The 16571-nt window shown below is 62.6% G+C and carries 15 protein-coding genes; 12 read left to right on the top strand and 3 right to left on the bottom strand.

Annotation, left to right across the window (positions count from 1 at the left end; translation table 11 throughout):
* Positions 1–11 precede the first annotated feature (11 nt).
* A complete protein-coding gene (locus AB4068_RS13465; protein ID WP_306964061.1) occupies positions 12–536 on the top strand; it encodes a gamma carbonic anhydrase family protein in 525 nt (174 codons plus the stop codon).
* On the opposite strand, the gene AB4068_RS13460 is transcribed toward AB4068_RS13465, so the two are convergent.
* Entirely contained in the window at positions 533–2257 is a 1725-nt protein-coding gene (locus AB4068_RS13460; protein ID WP_441433652.1) for a flavin monoamine oxidase family protein, read from the bottom strand. The genes AB4068_RS13465 and AB4068_RS13460 overlap by 4 nt on opposite strands.
* Complete coding sequence (locus AB4068_RS13455) at positions 2254–3684, bottom strand: amino acid permease (RefSeq protein ID WP_306964071.1); 1431 nt, start codon at positions 3682–3684, stop codon at positions 2254–2256. The genes AB4068_RS13460 and AB4068_RS13455 overlap by 4 nt, the downstream gene beginning before the upstream one ends.
* A gap of 219 nt (positions 3685–3903) precedes the next feature.
* Between AB4068_RS13455 and alr the strand changes: the two genes are divergently transcribed.
* From alr to AB4068_RS13420, 7 genes are all read left to right on the top strand, one after another.
* Positions 3904–5124, top strand: a complete 1221-nt coding sequence (gene alr / locus AB4068_RS13450) for an alanine racemase (RefSeq protein WP_441433651.1) — start codon at positions 3904–3906, stop codon at positions 5122–5124.
* Positions 5114–6721: a PucR family transcriptional regulator gene (locus AB4068_RS13445; protein ID WP_441433650.1), complete on the top strand. Its 1608-nt coding sequence runs from the start codon at positions 5114–5116 to the stop codon at positions 6719–6721. Before alr ends, AB4068_RS13445 begins: the two co-directional genes overlap by 11 nt.
* A 223-nt stretch (positions 6722–6944) precedes the next feature.
* Positions 6945–7109 carry a hypothetical protein gene (locus tag AB4068_RS13440; RefSeq protein WP_441433649.1) on the top strand — a complete coding sequence of 55 codons (165 nt, stop codon included), beginning with the start codon at positions 6945–6947 and terminating at the stop codon, positions 7107–7109.
* 39 nt (positions 7110–7148) lie between these two features.
* Positions 7149–7865 (top strand): ATP-binding cassette domain-containing protein, encoded by a 717-nt coding sequence (locus AB4068_RS13435; RefSeq protein WP_441433648.1) that lies wholly within the window; start codon positions 7149–7151, stop codon positions 7863–7865.
* Positions 7866–9293: a hypothetical protein gene (locus AB4068_RS13430; RefSeq protein ID WP_441433647.1), complete on the top strand. Its 1428-nt coding sequence runs from the start codon at positions 7866–7868 to the stop codon at positions 9291–9293.
* Entirely contained in the window at positions 9277–9594 is a 318-nt protein-coding gene (locus AB4068_RS13425) for a hypothetical protein (protein ID WP_307053064.1), read from the top strand. Before AB4068_RS13430 ends, AB4068_RS13425 begins: the two co-directional genes overlap by 17 nt.
* Positions 9591–10127 carry a hypothetical protein gene (locus AB4068_RS13420; protein ID WP_332601556.1) on the top strand — a complete coding sequence of 179 codons (537 nt, stop codon included), beginning with the start codon at positions 9591–9593 and terminating at the stop codon, positions 10125–10127. Before AB4068_RS13425 ends, AB4068_RS13420 begins: the two co-directional genes overlap by 4 nt.
* Positions 10128–10157: 30 nt before the next feature.
* On the opposite strand, the gene AB4068_RS13415 is transcribed toward AB4068_RS13420, so the two are convergent.
* Positions 10158–10967 carry a carbon-nitrogen hydrolase family protein gene (locus tag AB4068_RS13415; protein WP_441433687.1) on the bottom strand — a complete coding sequence of 270 codons (810 nt, stop codon included), beginning with the start codon at positions 10965–10967 and terminating at the stop codon, positions 10158–10160.
* 239 nt (positions 10968–11206) lie between these two features.
* On the opposite strand from AB4068_RS13415, the gene AB4068_RS13410 reads away from it, so the two are divergent.
* From AB4068_RS13410 to AB4068_RS13395, 4 genes are all read left to right on the top strand, one after another.
* Positions 11207–12397 carry an ROK family transcriptional regulator gene (locus AB4068_RS13410; protein ID WP_284992024.1) on the top strand — a complete coding sequence of 397 codons (1191 nt, stop codon included), beginning with the start codon at positions 11207–11209 and terminating at the stop codon, positions 12395–12397.
* A 138-nt stretch (positions 12398–12535) separates the two neighbouring features.
* Positions 12536–14092, top strand: a complete 1557-nt coding sequence (mmsA, locus tag AB4068_RS13405) for a multiple monosaccharide ABC transporter ATP-binding protein (protein ID WP_284992025.1) — start codon at positions 12536–12538, stop codon at positions 14090–14092.
* Between the two features lie 44 nt (positions 14093–14136).
* Entirely contained in the window at positions 14137–15405 is a 1269-nt protein-coding gene (mmsB, locus tag AB4068_RS13400) for a multiple monosaccharide ABC transporter permease (RefSeq protein WP_059388014.1), read from the top strand.
* Between the two features lie 51 nt (positions 15406–15456).
* Positions 15457–16557, top strand: a complete 1101-nt coding sequence (locus AB4068_RS13395; RefSeq protein ID WP_441433646.1) for a substrate-binding domain-containing protein — start codon at positions 15457–15459, stop codon at positions 16555–16557.
* Positions 16558–16571 lie beyond the last annotated feature (14 nt).

Genomic DNA, 16571 nt, shown 5'->3' with positions numbered 1-16571 from the left:
AGGCTTGCCCCATGGCTCCCATTTACACGTTCGCCGGGGATACCCCGGCCATCCATGACACCGCCTTCGTGGCACCCACGGCTTCCATCATCGGCAAGGCAACCCTCGGCCAGGACTCGAGCGCCTTCTATGGTGTGTCAGTCCGTGCCGACACCGCGGCCATCAGCGTCGGTGCCGGCTCGAACCTCCAGGACAATGTGGTCCTGCACGCCGACCCCGGCTTCCCCTGCACCGTCGGCGAGCGCGTCAGTGTCGGCCACAGCGCCGTCGTCCACGGATGCACCGTTGAGGACGACTGCCTCATTGGCATGAGCGCCACCATCCTGAACGGAGCCGTGATCGGTACGGGTTCGCTGGTGGCCGCGGGCGCCGTCGTGCTTGAGGGAACTGTCATCCCGCCGCGTTCCTTGGTTGCGGGCGTGCCTGCCAAGGTGCGACGCGAACTGAGCGAAGAAGAGCTCGACGGCGTGAAGCGCAACGCAGCGCACTACCGGGAGCTAGCGGCGGCGCACCGCGGGATGCACGCGCAGGGTTAGTCCAGGCTGATCGGCCCCAGCTCGTCCAACAGGTCACCGGGACCGGGGTTGCCTGCCGCGGACGAACCACCGAGGTGGTTCACCACGCCCCACACAGCGTTCAGCCCTGTGGTGACGGCGCCTTCGGCCCAGCCTGCGGTGAACGAGACGTCGTCGCCCGCAAGGAAGATGCCTCGCTGGCTCTCCGGCAGCTTGTCCTGCTTGAAGTGCGTGAACAGGCGCTGCTGGTAGCGGTAGTGCCCTGGCAGGTTGGCCTTGAAGGCACCCATGAAGTTGGGGTCGGCCTCCCAGGAAACGGTGATGGGCTGGCCCACGATGTGGCTCGCGATGTCCACACCCGGATAGATCTGCTCGAGCGAGTGCAGCATGAGCTTGACGCGTTCCTCGGCGCTGAGCGAGAGCCACTTCAGGGCGTCGTCGTTCCACGTATAGGAGAGCAGGATGACGGCAGGCTTGTCCGGGCCGTCGTCGAGCAGGTACGTCGCCCGGTTGAGCCGGTCGGTCAGCGTCATGGACAACACTTCGCGGCCCGTTTCGGGGTCGATGTCCTTCCAGAACGGTCGGTCCACCATGACGAAGGTCTTGGACGACTGCATGTAGTGCGAGCGTTCGATCGCGGTCCACAGTTCCGATGGGAACAACGATTCCTGGGTGTGGATGCGCGTGGACAGCAGCCAGGACTGGCAGGTGGTCACGACGGCGGAGTACCCGGTTTCGCGGCCCCAACGCTCGCGCACCATGAGGTCGCCGTCCGCTCCGCGCTCGATGCGGTCCACGGCTCCGCGCGGGGAACCGGAATGCAACGATGCGAGCGAGGTGCCCTCGGGCCAGTGGGCCATGCCCGACGGCGCGTGGTGCCAGAGTGCCTCGGGGAGCCGTTGCGCTCCCCCGGTGATGAGGCGGTGCTGGTCATCGGCGTCGGTGTAGACGACGCGCAGGATTTCGAGGATGGAGTTGGGGAAGTCGGTGTCCCAGCCACCCGTGCCGAAACCTACTTGGCCGAAGGCCTCGCGGTGCGCGAATCCGGCGTCCTTGAAGGACGTGCTTGCGGCGATGAATCCGTAGAAGGTCTGTTCGTCGAGCAGCGGGAGCAGCCCGTTCCATAGCTCCTTGATGCGCTTGGTGTCGCGGACCCGGATCGCCTCCTGCATTTCCTGGAACGCGGCGCCGTCATTCACTGCGGCCTTCCAGGCTGCGGCAACCTCGTGGAAGAACTCCGGCAGCTCAGCCGACGTGGCGGCGTAGTGCTTCTGTCCGGCCAACTCGATCACGGTGCTCGATGTTGCCGGGGCAAGCGGGTTGGGGAATTCCTGGGTGTCCAAGCCGAGGAGTTCCACGTAGTGGTAGAACGCCTTTCCGGACACCGGGAAGCGCATGCCACCGAGGTCTGCCACCACTCCGGGAGCGGACGGGAAGCTCGCGGTGCGCAACCGCCCGCCGATTTGGTCGGCCTCGTAGACAACGGGGCGCAGCCCGAGCTTCATGAGCTCGTAGGCCGTCACGAGTCCCGAAAGGCCCGCACCGATCACCGCGACCTCTGTGCCGTACAGTTCCGGCGGAATGACCGCCAGCCCGTCGGGGTGGGCCAGGTAGTGGTCGTAGCTGAACGGGAAGTCCGGGTTCAGCATGGTGATGGGAGCGTCGGCCGGCGTTGCTTGGGAAATTCCGGCATCCCCCGCGCGGGGTGTGGGTTCCGTGGGCAATTCGGTGGCGATGGTCATGAAAGTTCTGCCTTCACAGTTTCCGGGTCGGCGACCCTGGCGGATAGTTCACGGTATTCCTGTTCGGTCAGGGCCGCTACCTTGGAGTTCCGGCGTCCATAGCCGAAGTAGAGGGCGATCCCCACGAGCATCCAGCCACCGAACACCACCCAGGTGTCGGCACCCAGGTTGGCCATGAGGTAGGCACACATGAGGGTGCCGAGGACGGGGGTGATCGGGTAGAGCGGTACGCGGAAGCTGCGCTTGAGCTCCGGGCGGTTGCGCCGCAGGTAGATGACGGCGACGTTGACCAGCGCGAACGCGAAGAGGGTGCCGATGCTGGTGGCGTCGGCCAGCGCGCCGAGCGGGACAAGCCCAGCGGTGAGTGCGACGGCGGTGCCCACGATGAGCGTTCCGGCCACCGGAGTGCCGGTGCGGGGGGAGATCCGTCCGAAGACCTCAGGGACCAGCCCGTCGCGGGACATGGAGAGCAGGATGCGGGTCTGGCCGTAGAGCACGGTCAGGACGATGCTGGCGATGGCGAGCACGGCACCGATGGAGAAGACGAGCGCGATCCAGGGTTGGTGGGTGGTTTCCTCGAGGATCTGGACCAGGGCTGCCTCTGTGCCGCCGAACCATTCCCAGGGGCGGGCCCCGATAGCGGCCACGGCAACCAGGACGTAGATGCTGGTCACGATCACCATGGAGAGCAGGATGGCCCGGGGCAGGTCTCGCTTGGGGTTGCGGGCTTCCTCGCCTGCGGTGGAAGCGGCGTCGAAACCGATGTAGGAGAAGAACACCCGGGATGCTGCGGCCGAAACGCCTGCGGCACCCATCGGCATGAGAGGTTCGAAGTTGCCGGCGTTGAACGCGGTGAACGCAACGGCGCAGAAGAACAGCAGGATGACAATCTTGATGGTCACGATCGCAGTGTTGATCCAGGCGCTTTCCTTGGCGCCGCGCACCAGCAGGACCATGGCGAGGACCACGATCAGCATGGCCGGCACGTTGACCACGCCGCCGCTGCCCGGCGGCTGGGACATCGCGTCCGGCAGGAACTGCCCGAACGCGGCGAGCGTTTCGTTCACGTATTGCCCTGCGCCGACGGCCACGGCAGCCACGGAGACCGCGTATTCGAGGACGAGGCACCAACCACAGATCCAGGCCATGCCCTCGCCCATCGTGGCATAGGAGTAGGAATAGCTGGACCCGGCGACGGGCACAAGGCCTGCCATTTCGGCGTAGGACACGGCCGAGAACAGGGCGGCCAGCCCAGCGACCACGAAGGAAATCCAGACCGCGGGTCCGGCCAGCGGCACGGATTCACCCAGGATCACCAGGATGCCGGTTCCCAGGGTCGCGCCGACGCTGATCATCGTCAGCTGGAGGACGCCGAAGCTGCGGACCAGCGGCGTACCGCTTTCGCTGCTTCCTGCTTCGCTGACCATTTGCCCGATCGGCTTGCGGCGCAGGAGCTGCGAACCGAGCCCCGGGCGGCGGACGGCATTGCCTGCATCCGTATTCGTGGCGTGCGTTGGCTTGGTCTGGGTGGAGGTAGGCACAGTCACCGTTGACGTCCCTTCAGAGTAGTTGGCGGTTTCCCCTGACAACCGTAAGCCTGTGAGCCAGCTCTCACGGCGGTGCAAAATGACCTATAGTGATCAACCATGAGACGTATTGCACAATCAGAAACGGCGCCCGGAGCGGCGCTTTCCGGGCAGGTCAGCGTTGATCTGTCTGCGATTTCAGACAACATCAAGGCCCTCAAGAAGCGCACAGCCGCGCCGCATTTCATGGCCGTGGTCAAGGGGAACGGCTACGGTCACGGCCTCGTCGACGTGGCCCGCACGGCGGTGGGGGCAGGGGCTGATTGGCTCGGAACGGCCCAATTGAGCGAAGCCATCACCTTGCGTCAGGCGGGCATCACCGTGCCGGTCCTGTCGTGGCTGTATCTGGCATCCCAGACCAGCGCGACCATCCGTGAGGCGCTCGAGTACGACGTCGACGTTTCGCTTGGGAGCGTCGGTCAACTTGAGGTGCTGGCCGGGATCGCGGAGCAATTGGGCCGCCCCGCCGTCGTGCACTTGGAGCTGGACAGCGGCCTCAGCCGCGGCGGCGCGCGGAAGGAAGACTGGCCCGAACTCGTGGCCCGGGCACGCAAGGCGGAGCAGGACGGCACGGTGCTTGTCCGCGGCATCTGGACCCACTTGGCCTGGGCCGACGTTCCCGCCCACCCCGGCAACGCCGCGGCCGTCGCGGAGTTCGAAGACGCAGTTGGCGAAGCCCGCGCTGCCGGACTGGACCCGCAGCTGCGGCACGTGTCGAGCTCGGCCAACATCCTGGACCGGCCCGAATTCCACTTCGACATGGTCCGCGCCGGACTGGCGATTTACGGCTTGGCCCCAGCGGACCATCTGGATCCCGCCGACTTCGGACTCCGCCCCGCTTTGGGCGTCACCGCGCCGCTCGTCATGGTCAAGAAAGTCCCGGCGGGGACTGGCGTCAGCTACGAACACCAGGCCATCACGCATGAGCCGCGCTACCTCGGACTCATCCCCCTCGGCTACGCCGATGGTATCCCCAAGGGCATCAGCGGCCGGAGCCTGGTCCATATCGCCGGCCGGAGGGTCCCGGTGATCGGCAAGGTGTGCATGGACCAGTTCATGGTGGACCTCGGCCCGGACGCGTCCGGAATCGAGGTCGGAGACACAGCGGTTTTGTTCGGCGATCCCGCAGGAGGGGCCGCGAGTGCCGACGATTGGGGCGCCGCCATCGGAAGCCACGGCGACGAGATCATCAACCGGATCGCACCGCGACTCCCCCGCGTGTATGAGTCCAGCGCCTACGAGTGCCCCGATTACCAGGAGGCACCGAGCGATGTCGCCTGAGCCAGCCGCCGGCCGCCTGAGTTTCGTCACCCTTGAGCAGTTCCTGAAGCAGCTGCCGCCGGAGTTGGAGATACTCCACGACGGCGGCAGCGGCGGGGAGCTCCTGCGCTGGGTTGAACCCAGCGAACTGGACGACCCCACCCCGTACCTGCCGGACGGGGAGTTCCTGCTGACCGCGGGGCTCCCTTTCCTGGGGGACGGCGGGTCCAGCGAGAACGTCGATGCTTACGTGAAGCGGCTGGTGGGGGCCAAGGTGCCGGCGCTGGGCTTCGGGATCAGGCCGTATTTTGACGCCGTCCCGTCCGAGCTGCTGAAAGCGTGCCGCCGGCACAAGCTCACCTTGATCGAGATTCCCGAGTCCATCCCGTTCGCAGCGATCGGCTTAGAGTTCTCCCAGCTCCTGGAGTCGGACAATGCGAAGGTCTTCCGCCAGCTCGCGGACACCAACCGGCAACTCATGCGGGCGGTCCTCTCCCCTCGGCCTGAACACGAGCTGCTCGCCGCTTTGGTCCAGAAGGTGCCCGTCTGGGCACTTCTGGTCGGAGCGGACGGGCGGGTACGTGCGCGCGCCCACGCGGCCGGCGGCAGCAGCGGCGTCGAGCATTCACTGCTGGAGCCCATGCTGGAACGGCTCCTTTCGGGCAGCGGGCCGCGAGTCGAGATGGACGGCTTTGAGCAGCCGGGATCGGAGAGGGTCTTTGGCCACCCGCTGCGGAGCACCAAGGACGCCAACCTCGGCGCCCTGATCCTGGGCTCGGACGCTGCGCTGACTCCCGCCCAGAACAGCGTGGTGCAGTCGGTGGTGGGGTTGCTGGAGTTGCTGGTCCGCCAACGGACCAGCGGCTCGCTCGCCCCGAGCCAATTGGCGACGGCGTTGCTGCTGCACCCCGAAAGCCTCGCCAGCGGCGGGACCCGGCACGTCAACGGGCTCAAGGACCTCCTCGCCCAGAGCCTGTCTTCCACCAGATCCGCTCCCCTGCGCGTGGTCCAGGGCATCAAGGTGGACTCCCCCGAATGGCCCGCCGGCGACAGCCCGGTGCGTGAGCTCTTGCAGTGGCGGCGCCTTTTCGACACCAAACTGGTGGAAATCACCGAGTACGGATTCGCCGCGATCACTCGCTTGAAGGTGGACGACGCGCTCCTGGCGGACGTAGAAAAGCTGGGCTGGCGGCTCGTCATCGGAGACCCGACGGAACTGACAGGCCTCGCCGCAGCGCACCAGCGGGTGACCTCGCTACGTTCACGGGTCCAGTCCAGCGGACGGAGCGCCCGCGTCGACGAGGTGACGTGGTCGGTCACCGGGCTCCTCGGCCGCGAGGCCGGGTCGATGCTGGCCGCGAGGCTTCTTGAACCGGTGCTTGCCTTGGAAGCCGACAAGCGCGATCCCCTCTTGGCAGTGCTCCGGGGCTGGCTAAGCGAAAACGGCAGCTGGGACGCCTCTGCCAAGCTGCTGGGGTTGCACCGCAACAGCGTGCGCCGCCAGATCGGGCTGCTCGCCGAACTGCTCGATACGGACCTGAACCAGGCCCAAGTGCGCGCGGAGCTTTGGATCGCGCTGCAGTACGCGGACGGTTTGGCGGGCGGAGGGGATGCCTAGTCCCGGGCACTTTCTGACTGCGGCACCGTCTACGTGTCGTGCTGCTTAAAACACGTAGACGGAGCCGCCGGCACACGGAGAAACGTCGATTTTGCACGTATTTTGCCGGGTTTCACCACTTAATTTCGCCGTTTGACCACTGAGACGCGGTTTTCGCGGCCTAGCATTCGAGTGCCGGCTACACGGGATCCGCCAGTAGCTCAAATCGAAGTGGAGGAACGAAATGCTCACTACGACCGCCTTGAATGCAAGCAGCACCATGGCAACGGCACGAACCAAGATTGACGAAATGATTGTTCGCTACGATGGCTGGTTTCTGGTGGTTCTCGCCGTCCTGATGGTGCTTGCTTTTGCAATGCTCGCAAGCCTGCCTTCGTGGTGGCACTGACAACGTGCCACCACGACCAGAGCATCGGAATCACGCCTCATGACTCTCAGTGTTGCCAACGTCAACTACGCCTATAACTCCAGAACCCAAGTGCTTCATGATGTCTCGTTCACGATCGCCGGGGACCAGATCATGGGCCTCATCGGTCCCAACGGATCCGGGAAGTCCACCCTGATAAAGGTCATCCTGGATCTGCTCCAACTTCAAAGCGGCCGCGTCCGCATCGGACCTGACAGCAGTCAGAGCCGCAGCGCCAAGATGTCTTCGATCTACTTGTCGAGCAATGATTACCTCCCTGAGTTCCTCACGGGGGAGGAATACGTGCGTTTCATGCACGGGCTCTATGGAGAATCCATGGATCACGCGGCACTGAGGACGCAATTCGCCAGGTACTCCATGCGCGACAGGCACCGCGACTTGATCGAGGACTACTCACACGGCATGAGGAAGAAGCTGCAACTTATCGCGGCGTTCATGCTCCGGCGAAGGTTTACCGTCATCGATGAGACCCTCAATGGCGTCGACATCGACGCCATCAACCTCTTCGAGCGAGATATCCGACAACTAGCCACAGAAGGCCGATCGGTTCTGCTGTGCAGTCATGACTTCACCATGTTGGAGCACGTCGCTGACGAGCTGGCGCTTCTCATCCAAGGGGCCCTGGTGGTTCAGGCTCCCGTCCGGAAAATTATCGAAGATCACGGAACGATAGCTGACCTTGCCAACGAATTCATCCAGGCAATGGAGCCATCCTAAATGCGCTTCAAGAGCGTAGTTCTCCTGTCTCGATTGTTCTGGCTCTTCATCGTGAGGCGCGTCTTGGGACGAGGCCTGTTGGCCAGCCCGGCTGCTCGGCTTTCTACCATATTCCTGCTCGTTCTCGCGTTCGCGGGATTCAACGTGTTGAGCTATGTGGTCATCCGTCAGTATCTCGGTGGAACCGGCCTGCTTGAGCCGGTTCTTCAAGTGGCCAACGCATCGGTCGGATTTTGGGTACTTATTGCGTACACACTGATCCGGGTGCTGTTCATGAAGGCAGATGGGCTTCTGAAGCTCTCCTTCAATCTGCCCGTGACCAATAAGGAAAGGACGATGGCGTTTGCGCTCTTTGAGTCATCCCTCGTTCTCCTTATGACCGTGTTCGTTTTCGGTGCTTTCTCCATTTCAACCGTGTTGATCGAGGGTCCTGATTACATTCCGAGGGTTCTGGCATCCATCTGGTTCCCCGCTATTTCAACCTACTTGCTTCTGAGCCTCGGCTACTACCTGCTTGAGCGTGCTCTGCAGGCCCTCCGGATCGCCCGACTTCGCGGTCTGATAGTCCCGATGGTGCTGGCTTTCGGGCTGGCGGTGGCGTTTCCTCAAACCAACGAGCAGAGCAGCCAGATCGCCGAAAGCTACGTATTGGGGCGCGACTACTTTACACCTGCATTGCTCTACGCGAAACTGCAGGAAGCCGTTGGGCTCTGGTTATCCATTTTAATCCTCCTTGCGATATCGGCGGCAGTAATTCCGGCAATCGTCGCCATCGCACCCAGGAACTACGTCCCGATGCGTCGCTTCTTCGTCTTTCTGCCTTCACGCTTGGCAGATCGTAAGTTCGGCGTTTACATTCTGGTCTTGTTTCGAAGTTTCGAAACGATGGTGGCTATCTCTTTTATCATCATTTATTCAGTCTTCGCCTGGCTCGAGCATTTGGTGTTCCCACCCTACGTCCTCGCCCTCATAACATTTCAGGGAGTCTATGCATTTTCAAACTCGGAGCCCCTGCGGCGCATGGTCACTTATCCGGGCCGCACCGTTGCGAACTACTTACGCCTCGTCGGCTCGCAAGGCGTCCTCCTGATGGTTGTGGGCATTCCAGTCATCACGATTTCCTTGTCGCAAGGAATTACCTTCGAAGCGTGCCTGCCGGTGCTTGGATTGTGTTTGAGCAACATTCTCATATCAACCCTAGTTGGCATCGCTTTCCCTCCTGAGAAGGGAAACCCATTCACTGTCATCATGGGGGTCCTGCTCACGGTGATAGTCGTCATGATTGTGGCGCTCGGCTTGAACGTCTTTAACTTTGATCCAATGATCAGTGCGGGAATTTTCACCGCGCTTAACATGCTCGTCGTCTTTTACAGCATCCTGGGTATGCGGAGAATGGAAAGGATTGCACGCCATGAAGTGGTTGCTTAGATCCATCGTCGGGATGACAGTCTCTTTTGTTGTCACCATGATCGTCGTTGTCGCAAGTTTCATCACCACGATGTTCTCGGCGTCAGAAATAGGAGTCAGGAAATCTGGCCTGTTCGGCGCGCTCTTCTTCGAGCCCCATGCAAAGCCCGACGGGGCGACCGCGTTGGAAATCGGGGTGTCGAACGGCGCGCCCATCGCTTTTGTCTTCGCGGCATCGCTTGTCTTTTATGTTGCCGTTGCATCAGTCCTGGAACGGCTAAAGCTCCACAAGAAGCGACTCCTACAAGCGAACCAGGATTGACTGTTCGAAAGTTCGCCCTCCGGGATGTCACTGCCGGGCTGATAGCCAAGCAACTCATATGGTCATGTAGATTGCCTTTTGCCGCCGCGGCTCTCGGCTTCACGGCGTGCACCTTCCTGGCCGCCATGACCACTGACCCGATACTTTTCCGGGCTGGCCTGTGGCTTCTTGTGCATGTGCTGTGCCTGCTGTGCGGATTTCTGGTGCATGAGTGGTCTCACGTTGCGGGCATGAGGCTGTTTCACGGGATTTCCGACGTCGTAGTTTCTTCCGGCATCCTTCGCTTCTCCGTCATTCCCGTCGGGCATCTCTACGGATGGCAGATCGCAATCGTGGCGATACTCGGTCCGGGTGGATCATGCTTGGTGGGGGCGCTGGTTGCACTACTGGCACCCGGTTCATTCCTGCAGCACTGGTTCCTGTTGCATGCAGTCTTTCTTCTGCCATTCTTTGGCGACGGACGCAGCCTCATTCTCGGAATCCGTGCTTGGGCTCGGCCGGTTGGCTTACGCGCGCCCGTAGTCAACCGCTGAGCTACTCATCCACCCCATGCATTCGCGGCCTCAACCTTTCGGAGCAGAACCTTCCCACTCCCGGTACAGCTCCGGGCGGCGTTCGCGCAGGTAGGGCACCTGTTCCCGTGCCGCCCTGACGCTTTCAGTGGAGATCTCGGCGAAGAGCAATTCGGCGCCATCCCCGGCCGCAGCGAGCAACGAACCGTCCGGACCCGCGACCACGCTCCCGCCGAGGAAGTCGCAGCCGTCCTCGTGGCCGCTGTGGTTCGCGTAGGCCACGTTGAGTTGGCTCTCCAGTGCCCGGGCCCGAATCAGGATCTGGGGCACGGCGTCGAATCCGGCCGACAGGGCGGTGGGAACAAGCACTAGGTCAGCGCCTCGCGTGGCCGAGGCGCGGACCGTTTCGGGGAACTCGACGTCGTAGCAAATCAGCAGCGAGGTTTTGATCCCGTTGAAGTCCACGACGCCGGGGGCTGCTTGGGCGGCTGAGAACGCCTTTCGCTCCTCCTCGCCGAAGAGGTGCACTTTGCTGTAGTCCAGGAGCACGGTTCCGTGCGCGTCCAGAAGAGTTGCGGAGATATGCCAGCCGCCATTGGCAGCTGGTGCCGGAAGGCTGTAGACCAGTCCGATGCCGTGCGTGCGGGCGATGTCCGCAAGGCGCCCCCGGATGCCCGGAAGCACTGCAGGATCGAGCTCCGCGTGGAGCCGCAGCGGCGCGTACCCCACCGGGAAGAGCTCGGGGGTCAGCAACAAGGCGGCCCCGGCCGCGGCAGCGCGTTGTGCCGCCGCATCGACCGTCTTCAGATTGGCGTCGATGTCCAGGACAACAGCGTTGGCCTGCAGAACGGACAGCAGCATCATTACCACCTCAATAGCACCTTGCATCCCCGTCAGGCGTTCATGGGAGACACGCCCGGGATCACTCGTCCTTCCAGCCTAGCCAGCAGAAGGCTCACCACCCGGGACAAAAGGACCTGTGGGCAGCCCGCCGGGGATGGTTCGTACAAAACCGGGGCATAGTTCATGATGACGATGCAAGTTCACTCCATTGCGTTAACTTCTTGACTGCAACTGTGATTTGAGGCACGCTTCATTTCATGCCCGCAACATCCAGCTCGACGAAGAGCCACCGCAAGAACCCCGGCTCGCAATCAGCGCTGCGCCACCTGAACCAGCAGCGGCTCATCGAATGCCTGCTGAGCGGCCCCTCCACCCAGGCCGAACTCGCCCGGCAGACCGGCCTTTCCACGGCAACGGTGTCCAACATCGTCAAGATCATGCAGGACGCGGGGCTCGTCTCCACCGAACCGATCACAAGCTCCGGACGACGGGCACTGAACGTCAGGCTCAACAGCAACGGCGCGGTGGCCGTCGGGATCGATTTTGGCCGGCGCCACCTGCGGGTGGTCCTGGCCTCGCTGGGCTATCACATCATCGTCGAGGAAACGGTCACGCTCCCCCTTGGCCACCACGCCGAACAGGGCATCAGCGCCGCCGTCGCACTCCTCAACAAGCTCCTGCTCGAGAGCGGCGTGGACCGAAGCGCGGTGGTTGGCGCGGGGGCCGGCATAGCGGGCCCCATCGACCGCCGTTCCGGTACCGTGGCGCAGGGCGCCATCCTGCCCGAATGGGTGGGGATCCAGATTCTCGAACGGCTGGAGGAAGCCCTCGATCTTCCCGTATACGTTGACAACGACGCCAATCTGGGCGCCCTCTCCGAGGTCACCTGGGGGCCCCACAGCGGGATCAGCAACCTTATGTTCCTCAAGATCGGCTCCGGCATCGGAGCGGGCCTCATCATCAACGGTGCGCCCTACTACGGGGCAGTGGGAATCACAGGAGAAATCGGCCATGCGACCATCCACGAATACGGCGCGATCTGCCGCTGCGGCAACCGGGGCTGCCTGGAAACGATGGCTTCCACCACCACCATGATCGAGTTGCTCGGGAAGGGCTCAGGGCTCCATCTCGAACCCGAGGACATTGTCCGCAACGCCCTGGCGAGGGATCCGGCGACCCTTCGCGTAGTGGACGACGCCGGACTCGCGGTGGGGCGCGCGCTCGGCAATGTGGCGAATCTCATAAACCCGGAAGTCATCGTGGTGGGCGGCCCTCTGGCCGGCCTCGGCGACATCCTCCTGGACCCGATCCGGCGGGGCCTCGTCCGCCATGCAGTGCCCGTAATCGGCGAGACAACGCACCTCGCGATGTCTTCGCTCGGCGCCCGGGCGGAGGCCCTGGGGGCGGCCGCTTTGGTGTTCCAGCACGCCGGAATTAAGCAGTCCTAAACATTTCGTTACCACGCTGTTATCGCCGTCTTGCGTTAAAGTCTTGACGACAAGCGGTGTGATCCAGTTTACTTTCTCATCAGATAGGCTCGCCATCCCCGAGCCGACAACGACGTCAAACATTGGAGGCGCGAGGGTATGTCGACCCCCATAACGCACCAGGATCCGGTTCTCCTCGAGATGCGGTCCATCACCAAGGAATTCCCCGGCGTGAAGGCGCTCTCGGACGTGAGCCTCCGGGTCAAGGTGGGCGAAATCCATGCGATCTGCGGCGAAAACGGTGCAGGAAAGTCCACGTTGATGAAGGTGCTCTCCGGGGTTTACCCCTACGGCAGCTACGACGGCGACATCGTGTACCAGGCGGAAGTCCAGCAGTTCAAGGACATCCGGGCCAGCGAACATGCGGGAATCGTGATCATCCACCAGGAACTGGCACTGATCCCCGAGCTGTCCATCATGGAAAACATCTTCCTCGGCAACGAACCCGTCCGTCGCGGCATCATCGACTGGGCCGAGGCCCGCAAGCGGTCAATCGAACTCCTCGCACGGGTCGGCTTGCGCGAGGACCCGGATACCCCTATCAAGGAAATCGGCGTCGGCAAGCAGCAACTGGTGGAAATCGCCAAGGCGCTGAACAAGTCCGTCAAGCTGCTCATTCTCGACGAGCCCACGGCAGCCCTGAACGAATCGGACTCCCAGCACTTGCTGGACCTGATCCTTGGCCTCAAGGGCCGGGGCATCACGTCCATCATCATTTCCCACAAGCTCAACGAGATCGAGCAGATCGCGGACGAGATCACCATCATCCGCGATGGCAAGTCCATCGAGACGCTCAACGTCGTGGAAGACGGTGTCGACGAGGACCGGATCATCAAGGGCATGGTCGGGCGGACGCTCGAGTCCCGCTTCCCGGACCACACGCCGAAGATCGGCGAGGTGTTCTTCGAAGTCAAGGATTGGACGGTCGGGCATCCCCAGATCCAGGACCGCCTGGTCTGCAAGAACTCCAGCTTCCATGTGCGCCGGGGTGAAATCGTCGGCTTTGCCGGCCTGATGGGCGCCGGGCGCACCGAGCTTGCCCGCTCCGTCTTCGGCCACTCCTACGGCCGGTTCATCTCGGGGCAGGTGTACAAGGACGGCAAACCGATCACCATGCGCAGCGTCCGCCAAGCGATCGACGCCGGTCTCGGCTACGTCACGGAGGACCGCAAGAGCCTGGGACTGAACCTCCTGGACGACATCAAGACCACCACGGTGTCTGCCAACTTGAAGAAGATCAGCCGGGGAATCGTTGTGGACACCAACAAGGAATTCATGGTGGCCGAGCAATACCGGAAGTCGCTGCGCACCAAAACGCCGTCGGTGGAGGAAGGCGTATCGAAGCTTTCCGGCGGAAACCAACAAAAGGTTGTTCTCGCCAAATGGATGTTCACTGATCCGGACCTTCTCATCCTGGATGAACCCACCCGCGGAATCGACGTCGGGGCCAAGTACGAGATCTACGGAATCATCCAGCAGCTGGCAAACCAAGGGAAGGGCGTGATTGTGATCTCCTCCGAACTTCCCGAACTGCTGGGCCTCTCCGACCGTATCTACACCATCTTCGAGGGCTCCATCACTGGCGTACTCAACAAGGACGAAGCCAGCCAGGAAAGCCTCATGAAGCTCATGACATCCAGCCGCAAAGCTGCCTGACCCCGGTCATCTCCAGAACCACACGGACACAAGGACCCAAAACAATGAACGCGCTCAAGAAGCTATTCGGTGGCAACACCCGCCAATTCGGCATGATCTTCGCCCTGGTTGCACTCGTCATCTTCTTCCAGATCTTCACCTCGGGCCGCACGCTCACCCCGGGCAACGTCATCAACCTCTTCAACGGCAACTCCTACATCCTGATCCTGGCCATCGGCATGGTCCTGGTCATCATCGCCGGCCACATCGACCTCTCCGTAGGTTCGGTAGCGGCCTTCGTCGGCATCTCGGTGGCCCTGGCCATCAGGGACTGGCACCTGCCCTGGTACGTAGCCGTCCTGTTCGGGCTCCTGCTCGGCGCCCTGATCGGAGCCTGGCAAGGATTCTGGACGGCATACGTCGGTATCCCGGCCTTCATCGTGACCCTTGCCGGCATGCTGCTCTTCCGCGGTTTCAACCAGTTCGTGGGCAAGTCCAACACCGTTCCGGTCCCGGAAGACTTCCAGTACCTGGGCTCCGGGTACCTGCCCGAGATAGGGCCGAAGACGGGGTATAACAACCTGACAATCCTGCTGGGCCTTATCGCCGTCGCCTTCGTGATTGTCAGTGCGATCCGTTCCCGCCGCACCGCCCAGGCACTGGGCGCCGAAGTGCAAGAAGGCTGGGTGATGGTCACCAAGCTCGTGCTCGTCAATGCAGCCATCCTCTACGCCACGTACCTGTTCGCGACTGGCCGCCCAGGCACCTCGTTCCCCATCCCGGGCCTTATTCTGGCCGTGCTGGTCCTGATCTACGGTTTCATTTCCGCCAAGACGGTCATTGGCCGCCACATCTACGCAGTCGGCGGCAACCGCCACGCGGCCGAACTCTCCGGAGTCCAGTCCAAGAAGGTCAATTTCATGGTCATGATGAACATGTCCATCCTTGCCGGCCTCGCCGGCATGATCTTCGTGGGCCGCTCCACGGCTTCGGGTCCGTTCGACGGCGTCGGCTGGGAACTGGATGCGATCGCGGCCGTATTCATCGGTGGCGCAGCGGTCACCGGCGGCGTGGGCACGGTGATCGGCTCCATCGTTGGTGGCCTGGTCATGGCTGTCCTCAACAACGGCCTCCAACTGCTCGGCGTCGGCGCGGACCTCACCCAGATCATCAAGGGCCTCGTGCTGCTGGCGGCAGTTGCCTTCGACGTCTACAACAAGACGCAGGGCAAGAAATCGATCATCGGATTGATGATGAAGAACTTCGGCCGGAGCAGCGAAAGTGCCCCGGACGAGACGACCTCAACCAAGGAAGTCATCTCCAAGGAAGCCTGATCGGCTTCAAGACGGCTTGTTCCATCCACAACAAAGAAAGCGAACCAAGATATGCGAATGTTTGGTAAAGCAGGAAAGGCAGCAGCAGTAGCTGCGATCGCGGCACTGGCGCTGACGGCCTGCGGCCGTACGGACAGCGGCAGCTCCGGTGGCTCGTCAAGCGGCAGCGAGGCATTCCCCAAGGGTTCCTCGATCGGCGTCGCGCTCCCGCAGAAGACCAGTGAGAACTGGGTCCTGGCAGAGAAGCTCTTCAACGACGGGCTCACAAGCGCAGGCTTCAAGCCGGATGTGCAGTTCGCAAACGGTGGCGTTTCGGAGCAGCAGAACCAGATCAGCGCGATGATCACCAAGGGCGACAAGCTCATCATCGTCGGTGCCATCGACGGCGCCCAGCTGGGCACGCAGCTCAAGCAGGCCAAGGACGCCGGCGCTACGGTCATTGCCTACGACCGCCTGCTCCTGAACACCTCCAACGTGGACTACTACGTGGCCTACGACAACTTCAAGGTCGGTGTGCTGCAGGGCCAGGCCCTGCTGGACGGACTCAAGGCCAAGATGCCGAGCGGCCCGTACAACATCGAGCTGTTTGCAGGTTCCCCCGATGACGCCAACGCGAAGGTCTTCTTCGACGGCGCCATGAGCATCCTGCAGCCGAAGATCGATGACGGAACCCTCAAGGTGGTTTCCGGCCAGAAGTCCTTCGAGCAGGCCGTCACCCAGGGTTGGAAGGCAGAGAACGCCCAGAAGCGCATGGACACCCTGCTCGCAGGTACCTACACGAGCGCTTCGCTGGACGGCGTGCTGTCCCCGAACGACACCCTGGCCCGCGCCATCCTGACCTCGGTCAAGGCGGCAGGCAAGCCGCTTCCGGTCGTGACCGGCCAGGACTCCGAGGTTGAGTCGGTCAAGTCCATCCTTGCGGGCGAGCAGTACTCCACCATCAACAAGGACACCCGCAAGCTCGTTGAGCACTCCATCACCATGGTCAACGACATCCAGTCCGGCAAGACCCCGGAAATCAACGACACCAAGTCCTACAACAACGGCGTCAAGACCGTGCCGGCGTACCTGCTGCCTCCGGTCATCGTGACCCTCGCCAACGTGAAGACGGCCTACGTGGACGATCCGGTCCTCGGCCCGATCACCAAGTAGTAGCACTCCTCTAG

The sequence above is a fragment of the Arthrobacter sp. 2RAF22 genome (assembly GCF_052115325.1).
Lineage (GTDB): Bacteria > Actinomycetota > Actinomycetes > Actinomycetales > Micrococcaceae > Arthrobacter.
Note: the sequence above shows the minus strand (reverse complement) of the source record. Positions and strands in the feature narration are given on the sequence as shown.

Excerpts from the sequence above, each read along its gene's own strand:
- AB4068_RS13440 (WP_441433649.1), top strand. The coding sequence starts at position 6,945 with ATGCTCACTACGACCGCCTTGAATGCAAGCAGCACCATGGCAACGGCA.
- AB4068_RS13445 (WP_441433650.1), top strand. The coding sequence starts at position 5,114 with ATGTCGCCTGAGCCAGCCGCCGGCCGCCTGAGTTTCGTCACCCTTGAG.
- AB4068_RS13425 (WP_307053064.1), top strand. The coding sequence starts at position 9,277 with ATGAAGTGGTTGCTTAGATCCATCGTCGGGATGACAGTCTCTTTTGTT.
- AB4068_RS13415 (WP_441433687.1), bottom strand. The coding sequence starts at position 10,967 with ATGCTGCTGTCCGTTCTGCAGGCCAACGCTGTTGTCCTGGACATCGAC.
- AB4068_RS13435 (WP_441433648.1), top strand. The coding sequence starts at position 7,149 with ATGACTCTCAGTGTTGCCAACGTCAACTACGCCTATAACTCCAGAACC.
- mmsB (WP_059388014.1), top strand. The coding sequence starts at position 14,137 with ATGAACGCGCTCAAGAAGCTATTCGGTGGCAACACCCGCCAATTCGGC.
- AB4068_RS13395 (WP_441433646.1), top strand. The coding sequence starts at position 15,457 with ATGCGAATGTTTGGTAAAGCAGGAAAGGCAGCAGCAGTAGCTGCGATC.
- alr (WP_441433651.1), top strand. The coding sequence starts at position 3,904 with ATGAGACGTATTGCACAATCAGAAACGGCGCCCGGAGCGGCGCTTTCC.
- AB4068_RS13455 (WP_306964071.1), bottom strand. The coding sequence starts at position 3,684 with ATGGTCAGCGAAGCAGGAAGCAGCGAAAGCGGTACGCCGCTGGTCCGC.
- AB4068_RS13460 (WP_441433652.1), bottom strand. The coding sequence starts at position 2,257 with ATGACCATCGCCACCGAATTGCCCACGGAACCCACACCCCGCGCGGGG.
- AB4068_RS13430 (WP_441433647.1), top strand. The coding sequence starts at position 7,866 with ATGCGCTTCAAGAGCGTAGTTCTCCTGTCTCGATTGTTCTGGCTCTTC.
- AB4068_RS13465 (WP_306964061.1), top strand. The coding sequence starts at position 12 with ATGGCTCCCATTTACACGTTCGCCGGGGATACCCCGGCCATCCATGAC.
- AB4068_RS13410 (WP_284992024.1), top strand. The coding sequence starts at position 11,207 with ATGCCCGCAACATCCAGCTCGACGAAGAGCCACCGCAAGAACCCCGGC.
- mmsA (WP_284992025.1), top strand. The coding sequence starts at position 12,536 with ATGTCGACCCCCATAACGCACCAGGATCCGGTTCTCCTCGAGATGCGG.